This window comes from Metabacillus niabensis, from assembly GCF_020524345.1.
Lineage (GTDB): Bacteria > Bacillota > Bacilli > Bacillales > Bacillaceae > Metabacillus > Metabacillus niabensis_B.
The window spans coordinates 19,719-38,402 of sequence record NZ_JAIVLH010000002.1 but is presented as its reverse complement, the minus strand read 5'-3'; the positions used below and the strand labels follow the sequence as shown (position 1 = coordinate 38,402).

Annotated in this window: 20 protein-coding genes; 5 read left to right on the top strand and 15 right to left on the bottom strand. The window is 33.7% G+C overall.

Annotated elements, in window-relative coordinates; translation table 11 throughout:
* Positions 1-82: 82 nt before the first annotated feature.
* Positions 83-1,417: a YheC/YheD family protein gene (locus tag LC095_RS03145; RefSeq protein ID WP_226526779.1), complete on the top strand. Its 1,335-nt coding sequence runs from the start codon at positions 83-85 to the stop codon at positions 1,415-1,417.
* 15 nt (positions 1,418-1,432) lie between these two features.
* Here LC095_RS03145 and LC095_RS03140 read toward each other — a convergent pair whose 3' ends face one another.
* The 4 genes from LC095_RS03140 to LC095_RS03125 form a co-directional block, all read right to left on the bottom strand.
* Complete coding sequence (locus LC095_RS03140) at positions 1,433-1,885, bottom strand: CotY/CotZ family spore coat protein (RefSeq protein WP_226526778.1); 453 nt, start codon at positions 1,883-1,885, stop codon at positions 1,433-1,435.
* A 72-nt stretch (positions 1,886-1,957) separates the two neighbouring features.
* Positions 1,958-2,974, bottom strand: coding sequence for a YheC/YheD family protein (locus LC095_RS03135; RefSeq protein ID WP_226526777.1), 1,017 nt, complete (start codon positions 2,972-2,974; stop codon positions 1,958-1,960).
* A gap of 11 nt (positions 2,975-2,985) precedes the next feature.
* Complete coding sequence (locus LC095_RS03130; protein WP_226527113.1) at positions 2,986-3,795, bottom strand: ATP-grasp domain-containing protein; 810 nt, start codon at positions 3,793-3,795, stop codon at positions 2,986-2,988.
* Entirely contained in the window at positions 3,753-4,208 is a 456-nt protein-coding gene (locus tag LC095_RS03125) for a hypothetical protein (RefSeq protein ID WP_226526776.1), read from the bottom strand. Before LC095_RS03125 ends, LC095_RS03130 begins: the two co-directional genes overlap by 43 nt.
* Before the next feature lie 184 nt (positions 4,209-4,392).
* Between LC095_RS03125 and LC095_RS03120 the strand changes: the two genes are divergently transcribed.
* A complete protein-coding gene (locus LC095_RS03120; protein ID WP_226526775.1) occupies positions 4,393-5,481 on the top strand; it encodes a YheC/YheD family protein in 1,089 nt (362 codons plus the stop codon).
* Between the two features lie 6 nt (positions 5,482-5,487).
* Here LC095_RS03120 and LC095_RS03115 read toward each other — a convergent pair whose 3' ends face one another.
* Positions 5,488-5,991, bottom strand: a complete 504-nt coding sequence (locus tag LC095_RS03115) for a phosphatase PAP2 family protein (protein ID WP_226526774.1) — start codon at positions 5,989-5,991, stop codon at positions 5,488-5,490.
* A 144-nt stretch (positions 5,992-6,135) separates the two neighbouring features.
* On the opposite strand from LC095_RS03115, the gene LC095_RS26725 reads away from it, so the two are divergent.
* Positions 6,136-6,261 carry a hypothetical protein gene (locus LC095_RS26725; RefSeq protein ID WP_264144011.1) on the top strand — a complete coding sequence of 42 codons (126 nt, stop codon included), beginning with the start codon at positions 6,136-6,138 and terminating at the stop codon, positions 6,259-6,261.
* 37 nt (positions 6,262-6,298) lie between these two features.
* On the opposite strand, the gene LC095_RS03110 is transcribed toward LC095_RS26725, so the two are convergent.
* From LC095_RS03110 to LC095_RS03100, 3 genes are all read right to left on the bottom strand, one after another.
* Positions 6,299-7,600: a DEAD/DEAH box helicase gene (locus tag LC095_RS03110; RefSeq protein WP_226526773.1), complete on the bottom strand. Its 1,302-nt coding sequence runs from the start codon at positions 7,598-7,600 to the stop codon at positions 6,299-6,301.
* 156 nt (positions 7,601-7,756) lie between these two features.
* Positions 7,757-9,319, bottom strand: coding sequence for a fatty acid--CoA ligase (locus LC095_RS03105; protein ID WP_226526772.1), 1,563 nt, complete (start codon positions 9,317-9,319; stop codon positions 7,757-7,759).
* Positions 9,320-9,467: 148 nt separating this feature from the next.
* Complete coding sequence (locus LC095_RS03100; protein ID WP_226526771.1) at positions 9,468-10,259, bottom strand: rhamnogalacturonan acetylesterase; 792 nt, start codon at positions 10,257-10,259, stop codon at positions 9,468-9,470.
* Between the two features lie 164 nt (positions 10,260-10,423).
* Here LC095_RS03100 and LC095_RS03095 point away from each other — a divergent pair, with 164 nt between their 5' ends.
* Both LC095_RS03095 and LC095_RS26720 read left to right on the top strand, forming a co-directional pair.
* On the top strand, positions 10,424-10,585 hold the full coding sequence (locus LC095_RS03095; RefSeq protein ID WP_226526770.1) for a Fur-regulated basic protein FbpA: 162 nt from the start codon (positions 10,424-10,426) through the stop codon (positions 10,583-10,585).
* Positions 10,586-10,687: 102 nt separating this feature from the next.
* Positions 10,688-10,819, top strand: coding sequence for a hypothetical protein (locus LC095_RS26720; RefSeq protein ID WP_264144006.1), 132 nt, complete (start codon positions 10,688-10,690; stop codon positions 10,817-10,819).
* A gap of 47 nt (positions 10,820-10,866) precedes the next feature.
* Here LC095_RS26720 and LC095_RS03090 read toward each other — a convergent pair whose 3' ends face one another.
* The 7 genes from LC095_RS03090 to LC095_RS03060 all read right to left on the bottom strand — a co-directional run bounded on the left by LC095_RS03090 (position 10,867) and on the right by LC095_RS03060 (position 18,514).
* Positions 10,867-12,039: a glycosyl hydrolase family 18 protein gene (locus LC095_RS03090; RefSeq protein ID WP_226526769.1), complete on the bottom strand. Its 1,173-nt coding sequence runs from the start codon at positions 12,037-12,039 to the stop codon at positions 10,867-10,869.
* Between the two features lie 79 nt (positions 12,040-12,118).
* The gene (locus LC095_RS03085; protein WP_226526768.1) at positions 12,119-13,249 is read right to left on the bottom strand and encodes a hypothetical protein; all 1,131 of its coding nucleotides are present in this window, start codon (positions 13,247-13,249) and stop codon (positions 12,119-12,121) included.
* The gene (locus LC095_RS03080; RefSeq protein ID WP_226526767.1) at positions 13,236-14,564 is read right to left on the bottom strand and encodes a F390 synthetase-related protein; all 1,329 of its coding nucleotides are present in this window, start codon (positions 14,562-14,564) and stop codon (positions 13,236-13,238) included. Before LC095_RS03080 ends, LC095_RS03085 begins: the two co-directional genes overlap by 14 nt.
* A complete protein-coding gene (locus LC095_RS03075) occupies positions 14,557-15,408 on the bottom strand; it encodes an MBL fold metallo-hydrolase (protein ID WP_226526766.1) in 852 nt (283 codons plus the stop codon). The genes LC095_RS03080 and LC095_RS03075 overlap by 8 nt, the downstream gene beginning before the upstream one ends.
* A complete protein-coding gene (locus tag LC095_RS03070) occupies positions 15,398-16,390 on the bottom strand; it encodes an NAD-dependent epimerase/dehydratase family protein (RefSeq protein ID WP_226526765.1) in 993 nt (330 codons plus the stop codon). The genes LC095_RS03075 and LC095_RS03070 overlap by 11 nt, the downstream gene beginning before the upstream one ends.
* Positions 16,387-17,535 carry an ATP-grasp domain-containing protein gene (locus LC095_RS03065; RefSeq protein ID WP_226526764.1) on the bottom strand — a complete coding sequence of 383 codons (1,149 nt, stop codon included), beginning with the start codon at positions 17,533-17,535 and terminating at the stop codon, positions 16,387-16,389. Before LC095_RS03065 ends, LC095_RS03070 begins: the two co-directional genes overlap by 4 nt.
* Positions 17,525-18,514 carry a beta-ketoacyl-ACP synthase III gene (locus LC095_RS03060; protein WP_226526763.1) on the bottom strand — a complete coding sequence of 330 codons (990 nt, stop codon included), beginning with the start codon at positions 18,512-18,514 and terminating at the stop codon, positions 17,525-17,527. Before LC095_RS03060 ends, LC095_RS03065 begins: the two co-directional genes overlap by 11 nt.
* Positions 18,515-18,684: the final 170 nt, after the last annotated feature.

Below are 18,684 nucleotides of genomic sequence, written 5' to 3'. Positions count from 1 at the left end.
GATTTTTACCAATTCTTTATTTAAACAGACACTTTAATAGTAGTTACATATAGTAATACATAAACGAAAAGGAGATATACGTATGATACACATTCGCTTAGATAAAAAACGTTCAATGTCTATCCATTTGCATTCATCCTTTAAAAAACACGTTCAAAGGTGGAAACAACTAAAGATTCTTTATGGTATAAAAGAAGTGTCTGTCACTCCCTTGTTCTCAGGTGCTGTTCCTGAGAATAAATGTTACTTAACGTTAGATGTTATCAAGATTCTGGATTTACCTGTTAGCACACCTTATGAAATCAAATTTGATAAGAATAAGATGATTATTGGTCCATATATAGGAATCCTTGCTGCCGTTACAAAGGAGAACTTACAGCAAAGCATTCCTTATCTATCAGTCTATGTAAAAAATTATGAGAAAATTGGGGGTACAATCATTGTCTTTTCCTTGGATGGGATCGACCATGAAAACGAAACAATTACCGGACTTATGTTTGATCCCAATAGTAATAATTGGATAGAAGGAATTTTCCCCTACCCACGCTCTGTTTTTTCATGTGTGGAAACCAGCTTAACAGAGAACTGGTCTACGTATTTATATACAATGGAACATCTTCATCAAAAACTCGGTAATAGAATTTTTAACTATCCTAATTTTGATAAATGGCAAATGTATCAACTTTTAAAAGGGGGATTACAACAATACTTACCTAAAACAGTGATCTACTATGAACCCGAAGATGTATGGAAGATGTTAAAGGAATATCCTTCACTATATATAAAACCAATTAACGGGCGATTGGGAAAATATGTCCTGAAAGTCACGCGTATTTCTAGTGGAGTTATCGTAAAGTATGGTCGTCATTCGAAAAAAGTTAAACATTTCAAATCATGGAGTTTATTCAAATTTTATCTTCGAAGAATATTAAAAGAGGAGACTTATCTTATTCAACAAGCCATTGATTTAGTTAAATGTGATGACCAAATCATTGATTTTCGAATTATTATGGTAAAAAATAACCAAGGGAAATGGGAAAATATCGGTGCATTTTCAAGATATGGAGGAAAAAACAGTATTGTAAGTAACATTACAGCCGGTGGAAAAGCAGAGATTGGCGGAACAACTTTAAAAACAGTTTTTGAACTATCGATCAGGGAAATGATTGATTTAATAAACCAAATTCATAATCTCATGATGGATGCCATTGCGATCCTTGAAGAGGATGGTTATCATCTTGGAAACCTTGGATTTGATATTGGAATTGACCAAAGCGGTAAGATTTGGATTATTGAAATTAATAATCAAAATCCTGATCATTATATTGCGGTAAAAGCTAACAAACCAAACATCTTATTTCAAGCAAAATTAACAAATATTCTTTATGCAAAAACTCTTTCAATGAGCTTCGAATAAAGATTATGTCGCTTCTTACCATTTTGGTTCTATGACAACCTTTTTCATCAAATTTATATCAAGACACTGCACAGCACAAATGCAGGTTAAATCCACCTTCACACATATTTCTGTTCGTTCAAGCCTTTCCACATCGCAAATTTCTTCAGCAGGGTATCCAGTTAAAGAAAGTGGACGGAGCAGCGAAAGGATCCCAAACTTTTGTTTTGTATCTACATGTTCGATTCTAAAAAAAGGTGTACAAAAATCTTCATCTTTTCCATTATCATTAGCCTTCACTCCTGAAACCTGAAACAAACCGCAATCTGTGTATAATAAAAACGGAATCGTATCTACCTTAAAAAGTTTTGAAAGAAGGGTACTAAAACAACTTGTTGGACAACCGCCCAACGAATCTTGTTGACGTTTTAATTCAAGAATTGCATGATATACTGATTTTGTTTGTTCATGTTTATTGTTGTCCTTCATCGTCTCCCTTCCTTTCCTACGCCCTTTCTTTTATGTTATTACTTGGTATGGGCATTTGTGCAGAAAAGGTATTTACTTGTTCGCCTTGGCTAAATAGTCAGCATATTGAACTAGTTTTTTGGCAACATCCATTTCTCGATGCTTTGAACCGGGGCGCCAATTTACTTCATAAATCCATAATTTTTGATTTTCATCAATACCGATATCAATTCCAAGTTCATCAAATTTATGATGATACAGACTTTCAAAATGCTGTGAAAAACAAATGGAAAAATGCTCTAATAATCTTTTCATATTATAATATTCATTACCAAATTCTTCGATTAAAAATGGTTGAAGTTCACCTCTAAACCCACCGCTTGAAATATTGCTTATCATTTTTCTATTTGCACTAATTCTTGGATATATAAGAGTTGTTTCCCATTCACCTCTTCCATTTTTTTGAACATGCAGCCTAATATCATACACCAATCCTTCTTTTGTTGAGCTTTTAATGAAAGGTTGAATGATGTAGCGAGTTGTTACTAATAAATGATCAAGATAAAGGATAAGTTCATTCTTTTCAAGAGTTTCGTTATGATTTCCATTAAGCACAAGATATTGATTTGTGGTTATTTTATCTATAAAAATTACTCCCTTTCCCCCACTACCTTTAATAGGCTTGATTACTAGTCTTTTATGGTTCTCAAAATGATCAAAGATCTCTTCTCCCCTATACAGAATAAAAAAAGGAATAACATAATGAGAAAATTGTTTTCCTTCTATAATTTTCTGATAAACCTTTAATTTATTTCCTACTGAATAACTTGTAAATAGACATCTATTTTTCAAATAACTCCATATTTGTTTTTGTTTATCATTCTTAGGAGATTTACTGTTTATAATAATATCCGGCAAGTCTCGTAGCTGTTGAATCCACTTTCCATTATCATATCTCCATCCATTAATTTTATGGTCAACCATATCAACTGTTCCAAAAGAAAAATAAAAGAAATCAACACCTTCCATTTTAGAAACCGCCGCACAAGCATAAGCCTTTTTTACATAAACAGGATCTTTTCTTGTATGAAGCATTCCAATAACAGTCATTTAATCACCCTTTAAAGTGGTTCTATAATAAACTTTATTTCTTTTACTGCTTGAAGAGCAAACTGTTTAGCTTCTTCTTGAGAAAGTGCTGTTGCCAGAACATAGGCATATCGGTCACCCAGCGATAATGGAGGTGTTAATATACTCCCTTTTCTAGGTTTTACATAAACCTCTTTTACACCAACATGTTTTTTTGCACGATTTTTACCAGTAACTTTCAAAAGAACTCCTTTCTTTTCTATTGTTACATATCGCACATAGACACATTCAGACTTATTTGTTTCGATAAGAGGCTCCTCTCCCAAATGCAGTTTTACAATTTCTTTTACGTAATTGATTCCTGTACCGTGATAAATGATTTTATTCATTGCTCCACCAGATATGCGCGGGTTTATTTCAATCAACTTCCATTCTTTGTTCACATAACGGAATTCTAAATGACAACTTCCATTTTCAAGTCCGATCTCTTTTATAATCGTATTTATCGCTATCTCTAAATCAGCATATTGATCCGAGCTTAAATTTGCAGGGAACTGGTAGCCTAAAACAATAAACCTTTTCTTTCTTAAAACGTCTTGTTCAAGGATGCATACAATTGTTAGTTTTCTTTTGTAAACAATAATTTCGGCCAAATATTGTTGACCGTCAATATATTCTTCTACTAAAATAGGATCCTTGTCTGACACTTTATTCAATTCAGTTAAACCTTTTTTAAATTCAAGAAGATTTGTAGCAAGAATGACATCTTTCGATCCGTTAGATTTAGGAGATTTAAGTACTAATGGTAAGTATTTTTCCTTCGATTGGGAAAATTCTCTGATAGATTGTTTTTTATCGTAAAAAAAAAATGTGGTGTGTAAGATAGAGATTTGAGTTTTTCTCTAAACAACGCCTTATTCTCCATTATTACGATTGCTTCTTTTGTAATCCGCCCTACTTGTAAAGTTTCGGAAATATCAACTGCGATTGAAACAAATGGATCGATTAAACTTAAGCATGCTTTTACATTTTTGCCAGTTGTAATAAGTTTTTGAATTTCTTCTATTAATAAATTCTTATCATCTAGACTCTTTATATATATTAACTGATGAACTTCAGGAAATTCCTTACGTTGGTTAAGAAATTTTAAACGATCTGTATATAATACCGTAAAATATCCCATTTCTGATGCAGCCTTTAATGCTTCTCTACTCGTGCCTGACTTGTTACATCCAATGAAAACAATCGTGTCCATTTTCTCACCTCCAATAAAAGTACCGCTTCTTATAAGAACGAATACATTAGGTATAGGTAAACCAATAAGTAGAAGTGAATGGTTGAGCTATTTCACAAAACACCCATCCTGCATCCTTATAACCACCTATATTCATCCTTTATGATATGGGTGTTAGTACTAATTTAGAATGGAGCAAGTTTATATGTATAGAAGAATGATAGGTATTTTTATTCCTAAGTACCATTATGAATCAATGAAAAATGAATATTCTCTTCATCCATCCTATGCCCAATATGAATCTACTGCAGAATTTTATCACCTTTCCGTTTGTTTTCTTTGTTCAGATTGCACATTATACACCAATGATATCCGTGCCTTACTAAGAGATACGGAAAGCAATAAGTTCAAGGAAAAGAGTATACCTATACCAAAAGTTGTTTATAATCGAGCTCATTTAAATAACAAAAAAGTACGGCAAACACTTTTTCATTTTATTCAATCGGGTTCGAAGGTATTTAACTATATACCAATAATGAATAGTAAATATTTTGTTCACCAATTATTAGAAAAAGAAGAACATCTTATCCGTTACCTTCCAACTACTTTAAAAGGCAACGGCAAAAACTTAGAAAAAGCTTTACAGCATATGGAGAATTTTTTTGTAAAACCTTGTTACAGCAGTATCGGGAAAGGAATCATGAATATACAAAAAGAAGTGGACGGTGATTGGTACTTTTATAAAAAGCATACGACAAAAAAAAGCTGGGAAAAAAGTTTATTTAATTCGGTTGAGATTAATAGGGTAAAAAGGCTGTTTAAACAACATCCTTTTATTATCCAAGAAAGAATACCTTTAGCTACTTTTCAAAACAGACCATTTGATTTAAGAGTTGTCGTTCAAAAAGATGGTATAGGTAAATGGATCACCAGCGGAATTGTTGCAAAATTAGCACCAGAAGGTCATGTCATTACAAATGTGGCAAGAGGAGGAGAAATTGGATTACTTCAGGACTACTTTACACACAGAGAAATCTCAATTCAAGATATCCAAAAAAATATCAACACACTTGGTGTTGATATAGCAAAAGCACTTGAAAAGAATTGGCCTCACATAGCAGATTTAGGATTAGACGTTGGTATTACTGAAAATGGTACTCCATATTTCATTGAATGCAACTTAAGAGGTCAATATGGTGCATTTAGAAAAAAAAAGGATTACCTGCCATTTTGGGAGAAAATACATGATACACCAATTGAATATGCGAATTATTTGATGAATCAGATTGATTGAACAAAATTATCTGCGTATCATTATATTTAATTTATTTACAAACAGGCTAGCTATACTTCCAAGTATTGAACTTCTTATAATATCGTATGGATAATGTACTCCTGCCCATACACGAGATAAACCGATGAAGAAAGAGGAAATAAATAAAAATTTGCCCAAAGCTTTGTTATACAAATAGGCTGTTGTTGATACTGCAAATGCCAAGAGTGTATGTTTGCTTAAATAAGAAGAGTCTTGCAAAGATGATAACAAGACATTCGCATTGCGAGTAAGATAAGGTCTGGGACGGTACTTAATATAATTAATGAGCTTTTTGAGACCTAATGTCACCATTACTGAAATGATAGATTCAATTGCAATCTTTTTATTTGAGTGTTTCGTACCGAATTGTAAGACGAGAACAAAAATAAACAAGTAGCGTAATTCATTTGATGCAAATACCATGAGTCGATCTAAGAAAAGATTTCTTCCTGCAAATCCATTGATGATGGAAAATAATTTTTGATCCATTTATTCTTCTCCTTATGTAAAACATTCCCCTGATATTATTCTCAAATAAAACATAGGTATGCAAAAGAAAATTCATTTCGAAATGATAAATAGCCTAGCCAACGAGCATAATAGGTATTGAAAAGTATAAGAGGAGGACATAAAATGACAAACCGTAATGATAATCGTGAACGAAAAAACAAATATCCAAATAACAAAAAACAAGATGCTGAATTTTCGAAGGATCTTTCAATTAGAAGTGAGATCACAAAGAAGGATTTAAATAAATAACTAAAAGTAACGGGTATCATTTGGTACCCGTTACTTATTATCTCCTTTTTGATCGGCGATTTCTTGACACTGGTCTTTGATGATTTTGTTGATTTTCCTCTTTTCTTTTACCATTGTCAGATCTGTTTTCTCTTTTCACTCTACCTCCACGCTCATTTGGCCGCTTTGCCTTTTTCACCTGCTCTTTTCTCTCTTGTTCATAATCCTCCCGATCGGGAACACTAATTCCTTTTATCACTTGTTTTTCCAAGTGTAGATGAATTCCTTTTTCAATCATACGTAAAAAGTCCATATCCTTCGGAGCAACTAATGTATAGGCAACACCTGTTCCGCCTGCACGACCAGTCCGGCCGATTCTGTGGACATAGCTCTCAACGTCATGAGGAATATCAAAATTATAAACGTGTGTAACACCTTCTACATCAAGTCCTCTTGCTGCTACATCTGTTGCAACTAAAAATTGAATTTTGGCTTCACGAAATCTCTTCATCGCTTTTTCTCGTTTTGCTTGTGTTAAATCACCATGAAGTTCATCTGATTCATAGCCATTAGCAAGTAATGCCTCTTGCAGTTTTTTGGCACGAATTTTTGTCCGACAAAAGATAATCGCTAAAAAGGGACGATGCTCTTGTAATAAATGCAGCAATGTAGCTTGTTTTCTCCGGTCAGTAGTTTCAACTGCTATTTGCTTTATTTCATCAACTGTTATTCTCTTTGCCTGTACTTGTATGTTTAAAGGTTCTATCATATATTTTTTTGCAAGAGATTTGATTTCGCTTGGCATTGTTGCAGAGAATAACATCGTTTGTCTTGTTGAGAGTGTTTCATAAATAATGTCCTCGACTTCAGGAAGAAATCCCATATGTAACATTTGATCCGCTTCATCTAATACAAGCATTTGGACAGTTGATAAATCAATCGTTGCACGGCGAATATGGTCTAATAACCGACCTGGTGTTGCTACAACGATATGTTGAGCTCCTTTTAATTTCTTCAGCTGATGTTCAACATCCTGACCACCATAAACAGCCAAAACGTTGAGTCCTTCCACATTTTCAATCATCCGTTTTATTTCTTTAGAAATTTGCTGAGCTAATTCCCTTGTTGGAGTTAAAATAAGGGCTTGTACTTCGTCATTTTTCGTATTAATTTTTTCAATAATTGGAAGGACAAAAGCAAGGGTCTTTCCTGTCCCAGTTTGAGCTTGTGCGATAACATCTTTACCTTCTATAATCTTCGGAATCGTTTGTTCCTGAATTGGTGTCGGTTGTGTAAGTCCTAATGATTTTAATGTATAATTAATTTCTTTTCGTATTCCTAATTGTAAGAAATCAGCCAAGGTTTATCACATCTTCTTTCTATTCATACTAATTGTTAGTTTTTCCAAACAACAGCTAAATAACTATACCATATTAACAACCTGATTTCATAAAATCTTATGTAAATGGAAAAGAGGCAGACCTTTTCAGAACTGCCTAACATTACTCTTATATAACTAAAACTGAAACTTATCTTGAGACATTGTTTCTCTTAATAAATACTTTTGAATTTTTCCGCTCGCATTTCGAGGGAGCTCGTTAACAAAAATATATCTTCTCGGTCTTTTAAATGGCGCAAGCTTATCTGAATGCTTTAAGAATTGATCAAGCAGCTCCCCTGTAATCTGCTGATCTTTTTTTACAACAACAGCAATTACTCTTTCTCCCCAAAACTCATCAGGTTCACCTAAAACGGCCACATCTAGAATTCCTTTATGCTCATATAAGGCATCTTCCACTTCCCTTGGATATACGTTTTCCCCACCACTAATAACCATGTCGTCTACTCGATCTGCCACATACAAATAGCCGTCCTCGTCGAAAAAACCTAAATCACCTGAGTGATACCATCCTTTGTACATCGCTTCCTCAGTAGCTTCTTCTCTATTATAATACCCGATCATCATACAAGGACCCTTTACAATGATTTCTCCAATTTCTCCAGGAGGAAGAATGTCATCTGGATCTGATGGTCCTTCCTCATTTGGTTTGACTACCCTAATCTCATGATTAAAACAAGCTCTTCCAGCAGATCCTGCTTTAGCTAATTGCTCATCAGTTTCTAAAAATGCAATAGCAGGTCCCATTTCTGTCATCCCGTATGCTTGAACAAGTTCGATTCCTAATTTTTCTTTACAAGCCTTGACCAATACCGGAGCCATTGGAGCTGCGCCATACAAACCTACTTGAAGTGAAGACAATTCATATTTCTCCAATTCTTCTTGAAGAAGCATATTCCACATTGTAGGAGCAGCAAAAAGCATCGTGATTTTTTCATTCTCGATTGTTTGTAATGCCTGTTCAGCATCGAAATGGTGCAGGATGACATTTTTAGCACCTGAATGTACCCGCGGTAAAAAGCTGCAATGCAGCTCTGCGCAATGGAACATCGGCGCTGTTACTAATCCGATATCCTTTGAATTAATTTGCAGCGCATTGATGCAAATTAAACTTTGTTCAATCATATCCCGGTGGCGGTGCATAACCCCCTTTGGTCGTCCGGTTGTACCACTAGTGTACATAATAGCATACGTATCATTTTCACTAATTTCAAAATTTGGATTTGTTGTAGGAGAATACTTGATGATGTCTTGATAAGAAGAAGAATAAGGTGAAGTTGTCTCATCGATGCTCCAAAACAGTATCGTTGGAAATCGATCGTGTATTTTCGTGATTTGTTCTTCTAATTCTTTCTCATAGATCACGATTTTTGGGGCAGCATCCATTAATATATACGAAATTTCATCAGGCTTTAAACGAAAGTTAATCGGATTAATAATCGCTCCTATTTTTGCTGCAGCAAAGTACGCTGTTCCCAATTCAAAACAGTTAAATAACAATGTAGACACCCTGTCCCCCTTTCTGACACCGGAAGCTAACATGGCATGTGCAAGTTGATTGACTTCAATATTCCATTCTTCAAATGTACTTCGTACTCCTCTTGTCTTGTCTACTATAGCTTCTTTATTCTTATATTTACTTACCGTTTGTTCAAATAGCTCACCGATTGTAACATACATATTCTCTCAACCTCCATCTATAAAGTAAACGTTTACACAAACCTTATATATGTATTTCAAGCAAAAGATAAAAATTCCTCTGTATGACTAGAACATTTTTATCGACGAACACAAAGAGCCTGTCTTTTATGACAGACTCTGAATGACTTTAATCTTGTTTTACATATTCTTTAAGAGGTGAATTGATTTCTACCAATCCTTCAACAACCAGTGAAGCGATCGTATATGCTCCTTGTTCTTGTAAATGTGTATTATCTTTTTTTCCTTCTGGAAAATGTTTATATTCAAATGGTTCCAACCACAAAAATAGTTTTTTCGTTTTTTCCGGTCCAGTTTTGTTAAATAGCTCCTTGCTTTTAGTTGTTAAATCTATTAGTTCCACATTTTCTTCAACAGCTAATTGCTTCATGGCACTAGGATAATTTCCATGTGAATCTATAATGTTCCCCTGCTTTGAAAAATTTCTTCTTTCAACTGGAGTAACGAGTATAGGAATTGCTCCTTTTTCCCTTGCTTCGACAATGTATTTTTTTAAATACGTTTTATAAGTTGTAAATGGATCTGTGTATCGCTTGGCATCTGCCTTTTTTGCATCATTATGGCCAAATTGTATGAATAAATAATCGCCTTGCCTTATCTCTCTTTTTACCTTTTGAAATCTACCCTCTTCATAAAAGCTTTTTGAGCTTCTTCCTGGGATGGAAGCATTGTGAACAACAACCCGTTCATGAAAAAAATTGTTTAATTTTTGTCCCCAGCCCATTCTAGGTGCTACCTTTGGTTTATAAGTGGAAACTGTCGAATCTCCAATAAGATAAATATGAATTGAATCTTTGTCTCTTTTTTTCATCATAGCAACCGAATCATCTGAAAATAGTAACAGAAAAATCATTAAACAACTACATATAATAACAGTAAAAACCCAAAACTTCCGTTTCAATTAGGATTTCCCTCCTTTACCTTCATTTTTCTCAATTACACTATAAAAAATGTACATTGAATCGGGCTTTAAAGTAAAGAAAAAATAGACTAAAGAGAGTTGACATGAGGACAAAATTTATATATTATATATTTGTAAACGCTTTCAAATATGAGGTGATTTAAATGTGTGAAATTGCAAAAGAAAAATCCAAATCTGAAATGATTACAGCCTTAATCGACCATAATGTATTTAAAATGCCTGATGGAAGACAATTTTATGAAGCTTCTGAAAATGAGCTTAAAACGATTCTTTATACACATTCTGATATAGAGCATATATGTTAACTTATATATTAAGTCCCGGCCATAATTAAGGCTATTATTTTTTGGGTATAGCACCTCCTTTTCATACAAACGATAAGAATAGCATGACAAGGAGGTTTATCAATGAAAAAAGAACACTGTGAGGAAGAGATGGATTATCTCAATCATTATCTCAATGAACAAATTACTCGAATATGTGTTATCGAGGAAGATGAAAGAATGAGAGAGGAATTAGCAAAAAAAGATAATGAGTAAGCACCCATTATCTTTTTTTGCTTTTTTATTTTAGTCCACCATGTAGATTATTTTGATTCCTCATGCACTTTTGCAAAAACAGACATTTTTTCATTCTCTTTAGCCAATTCTTTTGAAATGGTACTAGTTAAACTATAATTCCCTTTAGCATCATGACCTAATTCCCATATCATCATCCCGCCAAACCCATTATCAAGAGCTAGATCTGTTTTCTTATTAATTGTTTGTATTCCGTTATAGTGGTAAGTTGTGCCATGCATCTTTACAGTATCATGTTGAGCGTTTTCCGGATTTGCTTCCACAATGGCTCCATATGACATTTGGTTAATTGAGACATCTTCCGGTTGTGCATAAAAAGGAACACCTAAGATCAACTTTTCTTTTGATAATTTGTGTTTATCAAATAATGTTGACCAATAGGCTACAATATCTTCAGCAAATGGATATGGAGATAAATTTGCGGCATTGTATTCTCCGTCCCATTGTCCGTCATATGCCATAATATTCACATAATCAACATAGTTGAACATCTCCGGTTTAAACACTACCGATTGGATTTCTGTGCCCGTTACACTATGAATCTTTGAATATACGGCGATCGATAATTCTTTATCAAGCTTAGACAACTTTTCATCTAGTGCTTGAATGAATATATTCAAGTTTTCTGCATCCTCATTCGATCTCGGATGTTCAAAATCAACGTCTATTCCATCAAGGTTTTCTGTCTTTGTTAGAGAAATAAGTTCATCTACTAATTTTGTTCGTGATGTGCTGTTTGAAATTGCTGCTCGAAAATAATCATATGACTCTCCACCTTCAATGTGGTACCAGCCACCGACAGCTAATAAAACTTTTGTTTTTTGTTCATGTGCTTTTTTTACCATCGTCTTTAAGTTCGTTTTAGCTGTTTCTCCGTTCATTAAGACTCGTCCATCCTTTGCAGGGTGTGCAAAGGAAAAAATCACATGTGTAAGATCTCCATAGTCAATTGAGGACGGATCTCTAAAGTCCTGCACATAACCAATTAATACTTTTTTCTTTTCTTCTTGATATTGGGGTGCTTCCTTTAACGTAGGTTTCTTTTCTGACTTTGGTGCTTTTGTTACTTCTATAGAAAATTTCGTTTTCTTTTCACTATTATTTTGATATAGGATGCCTAAGAAAAAGCCTCCTGTAAATATGATCAAGATCGTTAGAATTATGATGATGTTTTTCCTCACATATTTCACTCCTTAGAAAAACAAAGTTATCCTAAAGATCGTAACAAAAAAACACTCATTCTTTCGATGGTAATATTAGTTAAAATCCCTTCTTCTTCGCAAGAGACTCAACGAATAAGGACATGATTACCTTAAGAAAAGTCCATGACAGTCTTTTATGTACAGGTAAGTGCTTTTGATAAAAATAAGAATATTCTATCTGCTGAACTGAGCCTCGGTTATGTTTAAACTCTCCTGCACCTGCACTTCGATGTCCAATATATTTATTATGCAAGACACACTCAGTGATCATATATGATAAAACTCGGTACAAACCTTCTTTTTTATCTGTTTTGGTGTTATATCCTAATACGGGTGTTGTAAGAACACCTTCCCTTACCCAATATCCGATTACTCCTTTTACTTTACCTCCCTGGCATAATAACATAAATTGTAAAAAACCAAACTGAAAGGCCTGTTCAAAGAACTCTTTTGTAAATTGTGGATTATGACGGGAATATTTATTAATGTATAACTGATCGTACAATTCCTTTATTTTAGGTATATCGTCCATTTTAGGTTTACGAACATAATAATGGTATTTTTCAAATAAACGTTTGTCCTGCTGAAGTGTCTTTTCATGCTTCTTTGTTAATTTGGTTGTGTGATTAAATAAGTAAATGGCCCGAGACATGACATTTTGGTATCCAACATTATGCATTGTATCAAGAAACTGACGATGTAAATTTTCTGTTAATGAACGAAACAGAATGGTGTGTTGCGGAAAAGTTGCCACTAGATAATTTGTGATCCTTAAAAGTTGGTCCTTCGTTAAAATAGAACCCATTAAATTTGTTGACAATAACCAATTATTTACGATCACTACTTTATTTAAATTGCTTTTCTTCAGTATTTTACCAATTATATCAATAATTGATGAGAATACCTTTTCTAGTAAAGGATTTTTCAGCTCCCAAAGCTCTTCTTTTGCATAAGTAATATAATGTGTAAAAGGAGATGTGACATAGGCATTATTAAATTCTTTATTATTAACAGTCAAAGGTAACAATATATCATCTATTTCTAGAAGGAAGAGTTCTGTTTGGACATTTTCCATATAAAATGTACTGCCATTTTTCATCAAAGGTTCAAAGTAATACTTAATCATTTCACCATCTTTTTTCGTTTTCCAGTCAATTTCCTCAATTGATTTCACATCATATAGTCTCATGTTTTGCCTTTTTCTTTATGACATTTTCAATCCGCTTCCTTTTACGTTCAGATGTAATTATATCGTATTTTGTAAAAGTAATTTGCGGCAAGACAAGCAGTTTTTCTTTCCAAAGCTTTTCTAATTCTTGTTTAACCTTTGCTTCTGCCACTGAATTCTCATTTTTCACTTTCAACTTAATATCAATTAAAAAAAGATCTTTCTGTGTTACTTTATACTCAAGTATATCTTCAGAAGAAAGCATGACTGCTCTTCGGATAAAATCGGGAAATAGCATATGTTGTTCCCCAGTTTGTTCATGAACTCCATAAAATATATCATCACATCGGCCATCAATCCGTTCCAAAGCTAAAAAATGTGATCCACAAGGACAAGGAGTTTGCCTCTCAATTAACACATCATTTAAGCGATAACGAATTAATGGCTGTGTTCTTCTCGTAAAATCAGTTATAATCGGAACAAAAATCCCTTTTTCTTCATCTAAATATTCCTTTTGAATCGCTATGATATCTTCATTCATATGTAAAACACCATGTGAACAGGTTGTTGCTAAAAATCCTTCTGTAGCTTGATAAACCTGATGTAAAGTTTGTTGAAAGATCTCTTCAATAAATGCTTTATCAACGTCTTCTAATACTTCAGCAACAGAAATGATTTTTTGGGGGGTAATATCAATGATGTTGTTTCCTTTCCACTCCGCAATCATACGCAGCATAGATGGTGGTGCAATAATAATAGTCGGTTTCAATTCATGCAACCTATTTTGATGAGTTTTTAGATCTTCAACTAAATCAAAAAAATGAAAACTTATTTTTCTACTTTTTGTTGATTCGTATAAATTATTGTTAGCACGTAAGAAAAAAGCAATTTTTTGTTCTTTCATTAGACTTCCTGGTAGCAGCTTTCCAAGGACCTCTCCAGCCCACATTGCTGATTCTTTTTCACTCACTAAAAACAAACCGCGATTTCCACTAGTTCCTGAGGATAATCCAATTGAGACAGTATTGATTTTCGGGGAAAAATCCCTTGTTTTCTCAGCTTTTACTGCCAATTGAAATGCTTCTTCCTTCGATATGCCCACTGTATTTATTTCATCAAAATGCTTCATCATTTCTCGCTTTGATATAACAGGTAAAGATTCCCATTCAAGCAGGTGATCCTGATAATAGTTACGATAAAATGGAGAATGTGTTAAAACAAATGCTAAGTGCTTTTCTATTTTTTTATTTTGATAAACTTGAATGGTCTTACTTGATTTAAAACGTCTTAAATATTTTGATAAGAGATATTGTTTTAATAGTAATAGTTTATTCATATATATATCCCTCTTTCACCAGGTTCCATGTCTTTTGACAATGGGTTGGCAAAATATCAATTTCAGGTGAATTCTTTGAAAGATCATGTAGCTTTTTTATATTTTTCTTATAAGCCGATCCATCTTCAATTAACAGCTTAGTGATTTTATGAGGAAATTGCAGTTCTTCATATGCCTGACTTGTCCAAACTGCATCAGCACATAGTAATATTTTTTTTCCACTTTCCAAAGTTACAAAAATCCCCAGTTGACCGATTGCATGTCCTGTTAAATCGATCGCAAAGAGAGATCCATCCCCAAACACATCGAAACCTTTCTGAAATGGTTGAAACTGACTGCTTAATGATATCTCAGGATGCTCATCAATAAAGTCAATTCTTTTATCCATGTCATCAGGTAGTAAATCAACTAGACAACCTTTTGTTAAAGCTTTTACTTTATTCAATTGTTTAATATGATCATACGCCTTTTTAAAGGTTAGGATTTTTGCAGATGGAAAATCTTTCAAACCTGCTGTGTGGTCTCCATGAAAGTGAGATAGGATAATGTATCGTATTTCTGATGAATGAATCCCTTCACTCTTTAATTGATTTTTTATCGACCGTGCTTCCGTGAAAAAAACAGGAGTCAACTTTGCGTAAATAGAATAAGGAAACGATTTTGTGGCTTCTAAAAACTTCCCTGAATATCCTGTATCAAATAATATATACCCTTTAGTTGGATGCTTTAATAATGCTGCTGTAGCTGGAAACTTTATTTTCTTTAATGACCCTTTAGGGTTAATAACTTTTTCAGGATGTGTGCAGTATCCACATTCAAAGAGCTTGACCATTTCAATTGTCATAAGTTTTCCACCATTCAATAAATTCATTTGTGCCTTGATCAATCGAAATAGCCGGTTCATATCCTAATTCATTCTTTGCTTTTTCAATTGAAAGAGTTTGTGATTGTGATAAAACACTAACTGTATACCGCGTTAATAAAGGCTCTTTTCCTCCCAATAAAATGGTGGAGATGCGCTCTAATGTGTTTGCTACAAGAAATGCTTTTTTAAATGAAACTTCTTTGTATGTAAAGGATTTTTCTAATCTTTCCATCACCGATTCTATCATGCTATATAAATTAACTCGTTCACCATTTGTTATATTGTATTTATGTCCTAGTGTAGATTCACTAGATGTTAAACAAAGAAGTATAGCATCGACTACATTTTCTATGTATGTCATATCAATTTCAACTTCCCCTGTTCCAATCTTTGGAAACATCCCTTTCTCACATACTCTAATTAATCTGGGAAAAATAGCTTGATCACCAGGTCCAAATAAAGCTCGCGGACGAATGATGATTGTCGCGAGACCTTGTTGGAATGCTTTGTCTATTTCAAGCTCTGCAAGATATTTCGTTTTAGCATAGTGATTTACAAATTTGTTCGGTAACTCTTGATCTTCTTTTACGTCTTTTCGTTCATTATAATGAAAGTAAATACTTGGTGTTGAAATATGTATTAACCGCTTTACTTTCGATTTCAAACACCCTTCAATGACGTTTTGCGTCCCGATCACATTCGCCTTATAAAAATCTTTGTATTTTCCCCAAGGTGAGGAAAGGGCTCCACAATGTATCACATAATCTTGACCCTGACAAAGAGCCAAGATGGAATCCCTGTTTTCCAACGCACATGGTACAAAGCGTATAGCATTTTGGGATAACTCTTCTCCCATTTTTTCATTTCGACCTGTCCCTGTTACGTCAAAACCCATTGAAGAAAGGCGTTGTGCTACTTTCAATCCTAAAAATCCTGTTGCACCTGTAACAAGCACTTTCATATATCATCACCGTCCCAGCTAATATCATACGTTGATTGTTGTAGTAATGTAACAGCATTTTTTTTACTATCTCTCCACAGTTTTATTAGACTAATAATTTGATAGAAATATGGTAAAGGATCATTTGTCCGCAAAGTGATGTCTTTATAAGTAGCGATAATTTTCAACCATTCCCCGAATTTCCGGATATTTTTAACCTGTTGAAGTCCATATAAAAACAATACTAACTTAATCGCTTCCTTTTTCTTCTTTAAAGGTGTTAAGCAGTTGTTAGATTGCAGAAGTAATGCTTTCACCACATCTTGATCAAAAAGGTGAAGTCCGCTTGTAGTTCTCGGATTACATTCAATTGGATATGCCTTATTACATTCATCTACAATAAAATCAAAGGAAATTTGTCCCGTGAAATTTAAATGTTCAACTATGTGACAGACAAATTGATAAATATCATGTCTATCTGTATGTTTAAATGATAATGTTGCACCTAAACCAGCTGTGAAATTACTTTTATAAACTGAATGTGCGAGAACTTTCCCATTCTTTGCTATCGAGTAAGAACAATACTGGTCCCCTTTAATTCTTTCTTGAAGAATCCAGCTTGATTCATCAAACCTTGTTGATGGTATGTCATCTATAGAAGGTAAAAATATAACAGAATCTGAAAATCTGGAAAATATTTTTTTCATGACTAAATGATTATTTTTAAACCACTTCTTATTCATCGTTTTTTCCGATAACATAGCTGTTCTAGGTACTTGAAACCCTAAAGAATCAACCATTTTAATAAATTTGTATTTATTATGTAAGGATTGTAATTTTGAAAAATCATCAACAAGAACTTCACAGTATTGATTAAGTTCATCTTTATACTTTGAGATATAAAAGATTTCTTCACAAATAGGAATTAAATAGTTAATTCTTTCCTTTTTAATAAGTTCCACTAAAGCTTTAATATAGAGCTTTGTTTCGAATTTAGGAGAAGGAGTGAGGATAAATTGTTTTATACTATTAGACGCTTTTGTAAGTGGTGTTGAGGTACAATCAGTGGCATAGACCTCTGCACCAGATTGGTTTAATAATCTGCAAACATGGAGTGTAACAGGGGCCCGAGCCCCTGTTACTAATACCTGTAATCTAGTATTCAAGAATAATACCTCCGATAGATAAACCTGCAGATGTTCCTAATAATAAAACTAGATCTCCTCGTTTCAGTTTTCCTGCTCTAATTGCCTCATGGAAGGCCAATGGAATAGATGCAGCTATGACATTTCCATAATTCTCAATAATACTCATAAACCGCTCTTCTTTAACACCGAGCTTTTTTCGGATAATATTCATTGCAGATTTACTTGCTTGATGAGGAATGACCATTTGCATATCCTGTACTGTCAATCCAGTCTGATTAAACAATCCTTCTAGAAAATCCGGTAACTTTTTATAGGATAATTTAAATATTGCCCGACCATCCATATCAAATAAAAAATCATTAGCGGATTGATCACTATAATTTTTTGGGTGAATTTTTGTTCCACCGCCTCTTATCTCTGAAAGTTTAGCCCCTTCACTGTACGTTTCCATTTTCGAAGCGATGATTCCGGATGTTTCATTACTGTGAGACAAAATAAATGCACAAGCGCCATCTCCAAATAATATGCTGCTTTCATGTTGACTCCAATTTAAACCAACAGAGGATATCTCGGAAGAAACGATTAGCACATGTTGAAATCTTTTTTGATCAATTGCATATGACATCATGTCCAGAGCTGTTACAAAGCTAAGACATGTTGAGTTAAAGTCAAAGCAAGGTATTCCTGAGCCTTCTAAACCTAATTGTTTTTGTATTAATGAAGCATTACATGGTATAGCCTGTTCATTTGTCCCGCTTGCACTAATAATACAATCTAGATCTAACAATGATATATTTGCATCTTCGATGGCTGACTTTGCTGCTTCTGCCCCCATGTAAGATGCTGTTTCGTCCTCTACAAAATACCTCTGTTTCACACCTGATTTTTTCTGAGACCAGCCTTCTGCTTTTCCAATTATTACATCAATTTCTTGACTATTCACGACCCGTTTAGGTACATAGGATCCTGTACCAAGTATTTTTACTTTTCGTTTCATTTTCACTTACACCTCATTCATCCAATCCACTCTTCTATTACTTTATGATTCAGATTCTTAATTTTACCATTTTTCCCACTAATTAAGGAGGGATATTTACTTAACAATATATGAAAAAGGACGTTTCCCATAAGGATAACATTAAAATATATATCTTATTTAACTTCTTA

Bases quoted from the DNA above. Each gene is read 5' to 3' on its own strand.
- LC095_RS03070 (WP_226526765.1), bottom strand. From the start codon at position 16,390: ATGAAAGTGCTTGTTACAGGTGCAACAGGATTTTTAGGATTGAAAGTA.
- LC095_RS03095 (WP_226526770.1), top strand. From the start codon at position 10,424: ATGTGTGAAATTGCAAAAGAAAAATCCAAATCTGAAATGATTACAGCC.
- LC095_RS03105 (WP_226526772.1), bottom strand. From the start codon at position 9,319: ATGTATGTTACAATCGGTGAGCTATTTGAACAAACGGTAAGTAAATAT.
- LC095_RS03085 (WP_226526768.1), bottom strand. From the start codon at position 13,249: ATGAGACTATATGATGTGAAATCAATTGAGGAAATTGACTGGAAAACG.
- LC095_RS03140 (WP_226526778.1), bottom strand. From the start codon at position 1,885: ATGAAGGACAACAATAAACATGAACAAACAAAATCAGTATATCATGCA.
- LC095_RS03145 (WP_226526779.1), top strand. From the start codon at position 83: ATGATACACATTCGCTTAGATAAAAAACGTTCAATGTCTATCCATTTG.
- LC095_RS26720 (WP_264144006.1), top strand. From the start codon at position 10,688: ATGAAAAAAGAACACTGTGAGGAAGAGATGGATTATCTCAATCATTAT.
- LC095_RS26725 (WP_264144011.1), top strand. From the start codon at position 6,136: ATGACAAACCGTAATGATAATCGTGAACGAAAAAACAAATATCCAAAT.
- LC095_RS03115 (WP_226526774.1), bottom strand. From the start codon at position 5,991: ATGGATCAAAAATTATTTTCCATCATCAATGGATTTGCAGGAAGAAAT.
- LC095_RS03135 (WP_226526777.1), bottom strand. From the start codon at position 2,974: ATGACTGTTATTGGAATGCTTCATACAAGAAAAGATCCTGTTTATGTA.
- LC095_RS03120 (WP_226526775.1), top strand. From the start codon at position 4,393: ATGTATAGAAGAATGATAGGTATTTTTATTCCTAAGTACCATTATGAA.
- LC095_RS03075 (WP_226526766.1), bottom strand. From the start codon at position 15,408: ATGACAATTGAAATGGTCAAGCTCTTTGAATGTGGATACTGCACACAT.
- LC095_RS03060 (WP_226526763.1), bottom strand. From the start codon at position 18,514: ATGAAACGAAAAGTAAAAATACTTGGTACAGGATCCTATGTACCTAAA.
- LC095_RS03080 (WP_226526767.1), bottom strand. From the start codon at position 14,564: ATGAATAAACTATTACTATTAAAACAATATCTCTTATCAAAATATTTA.
- LC095_RS03125 (WP_226526776.1), bottom strand. From the start codon at position 4,208: ATGGACACGATTGTTTTCATTGGATGTAACAAGTCAGGCACGAGTAGA.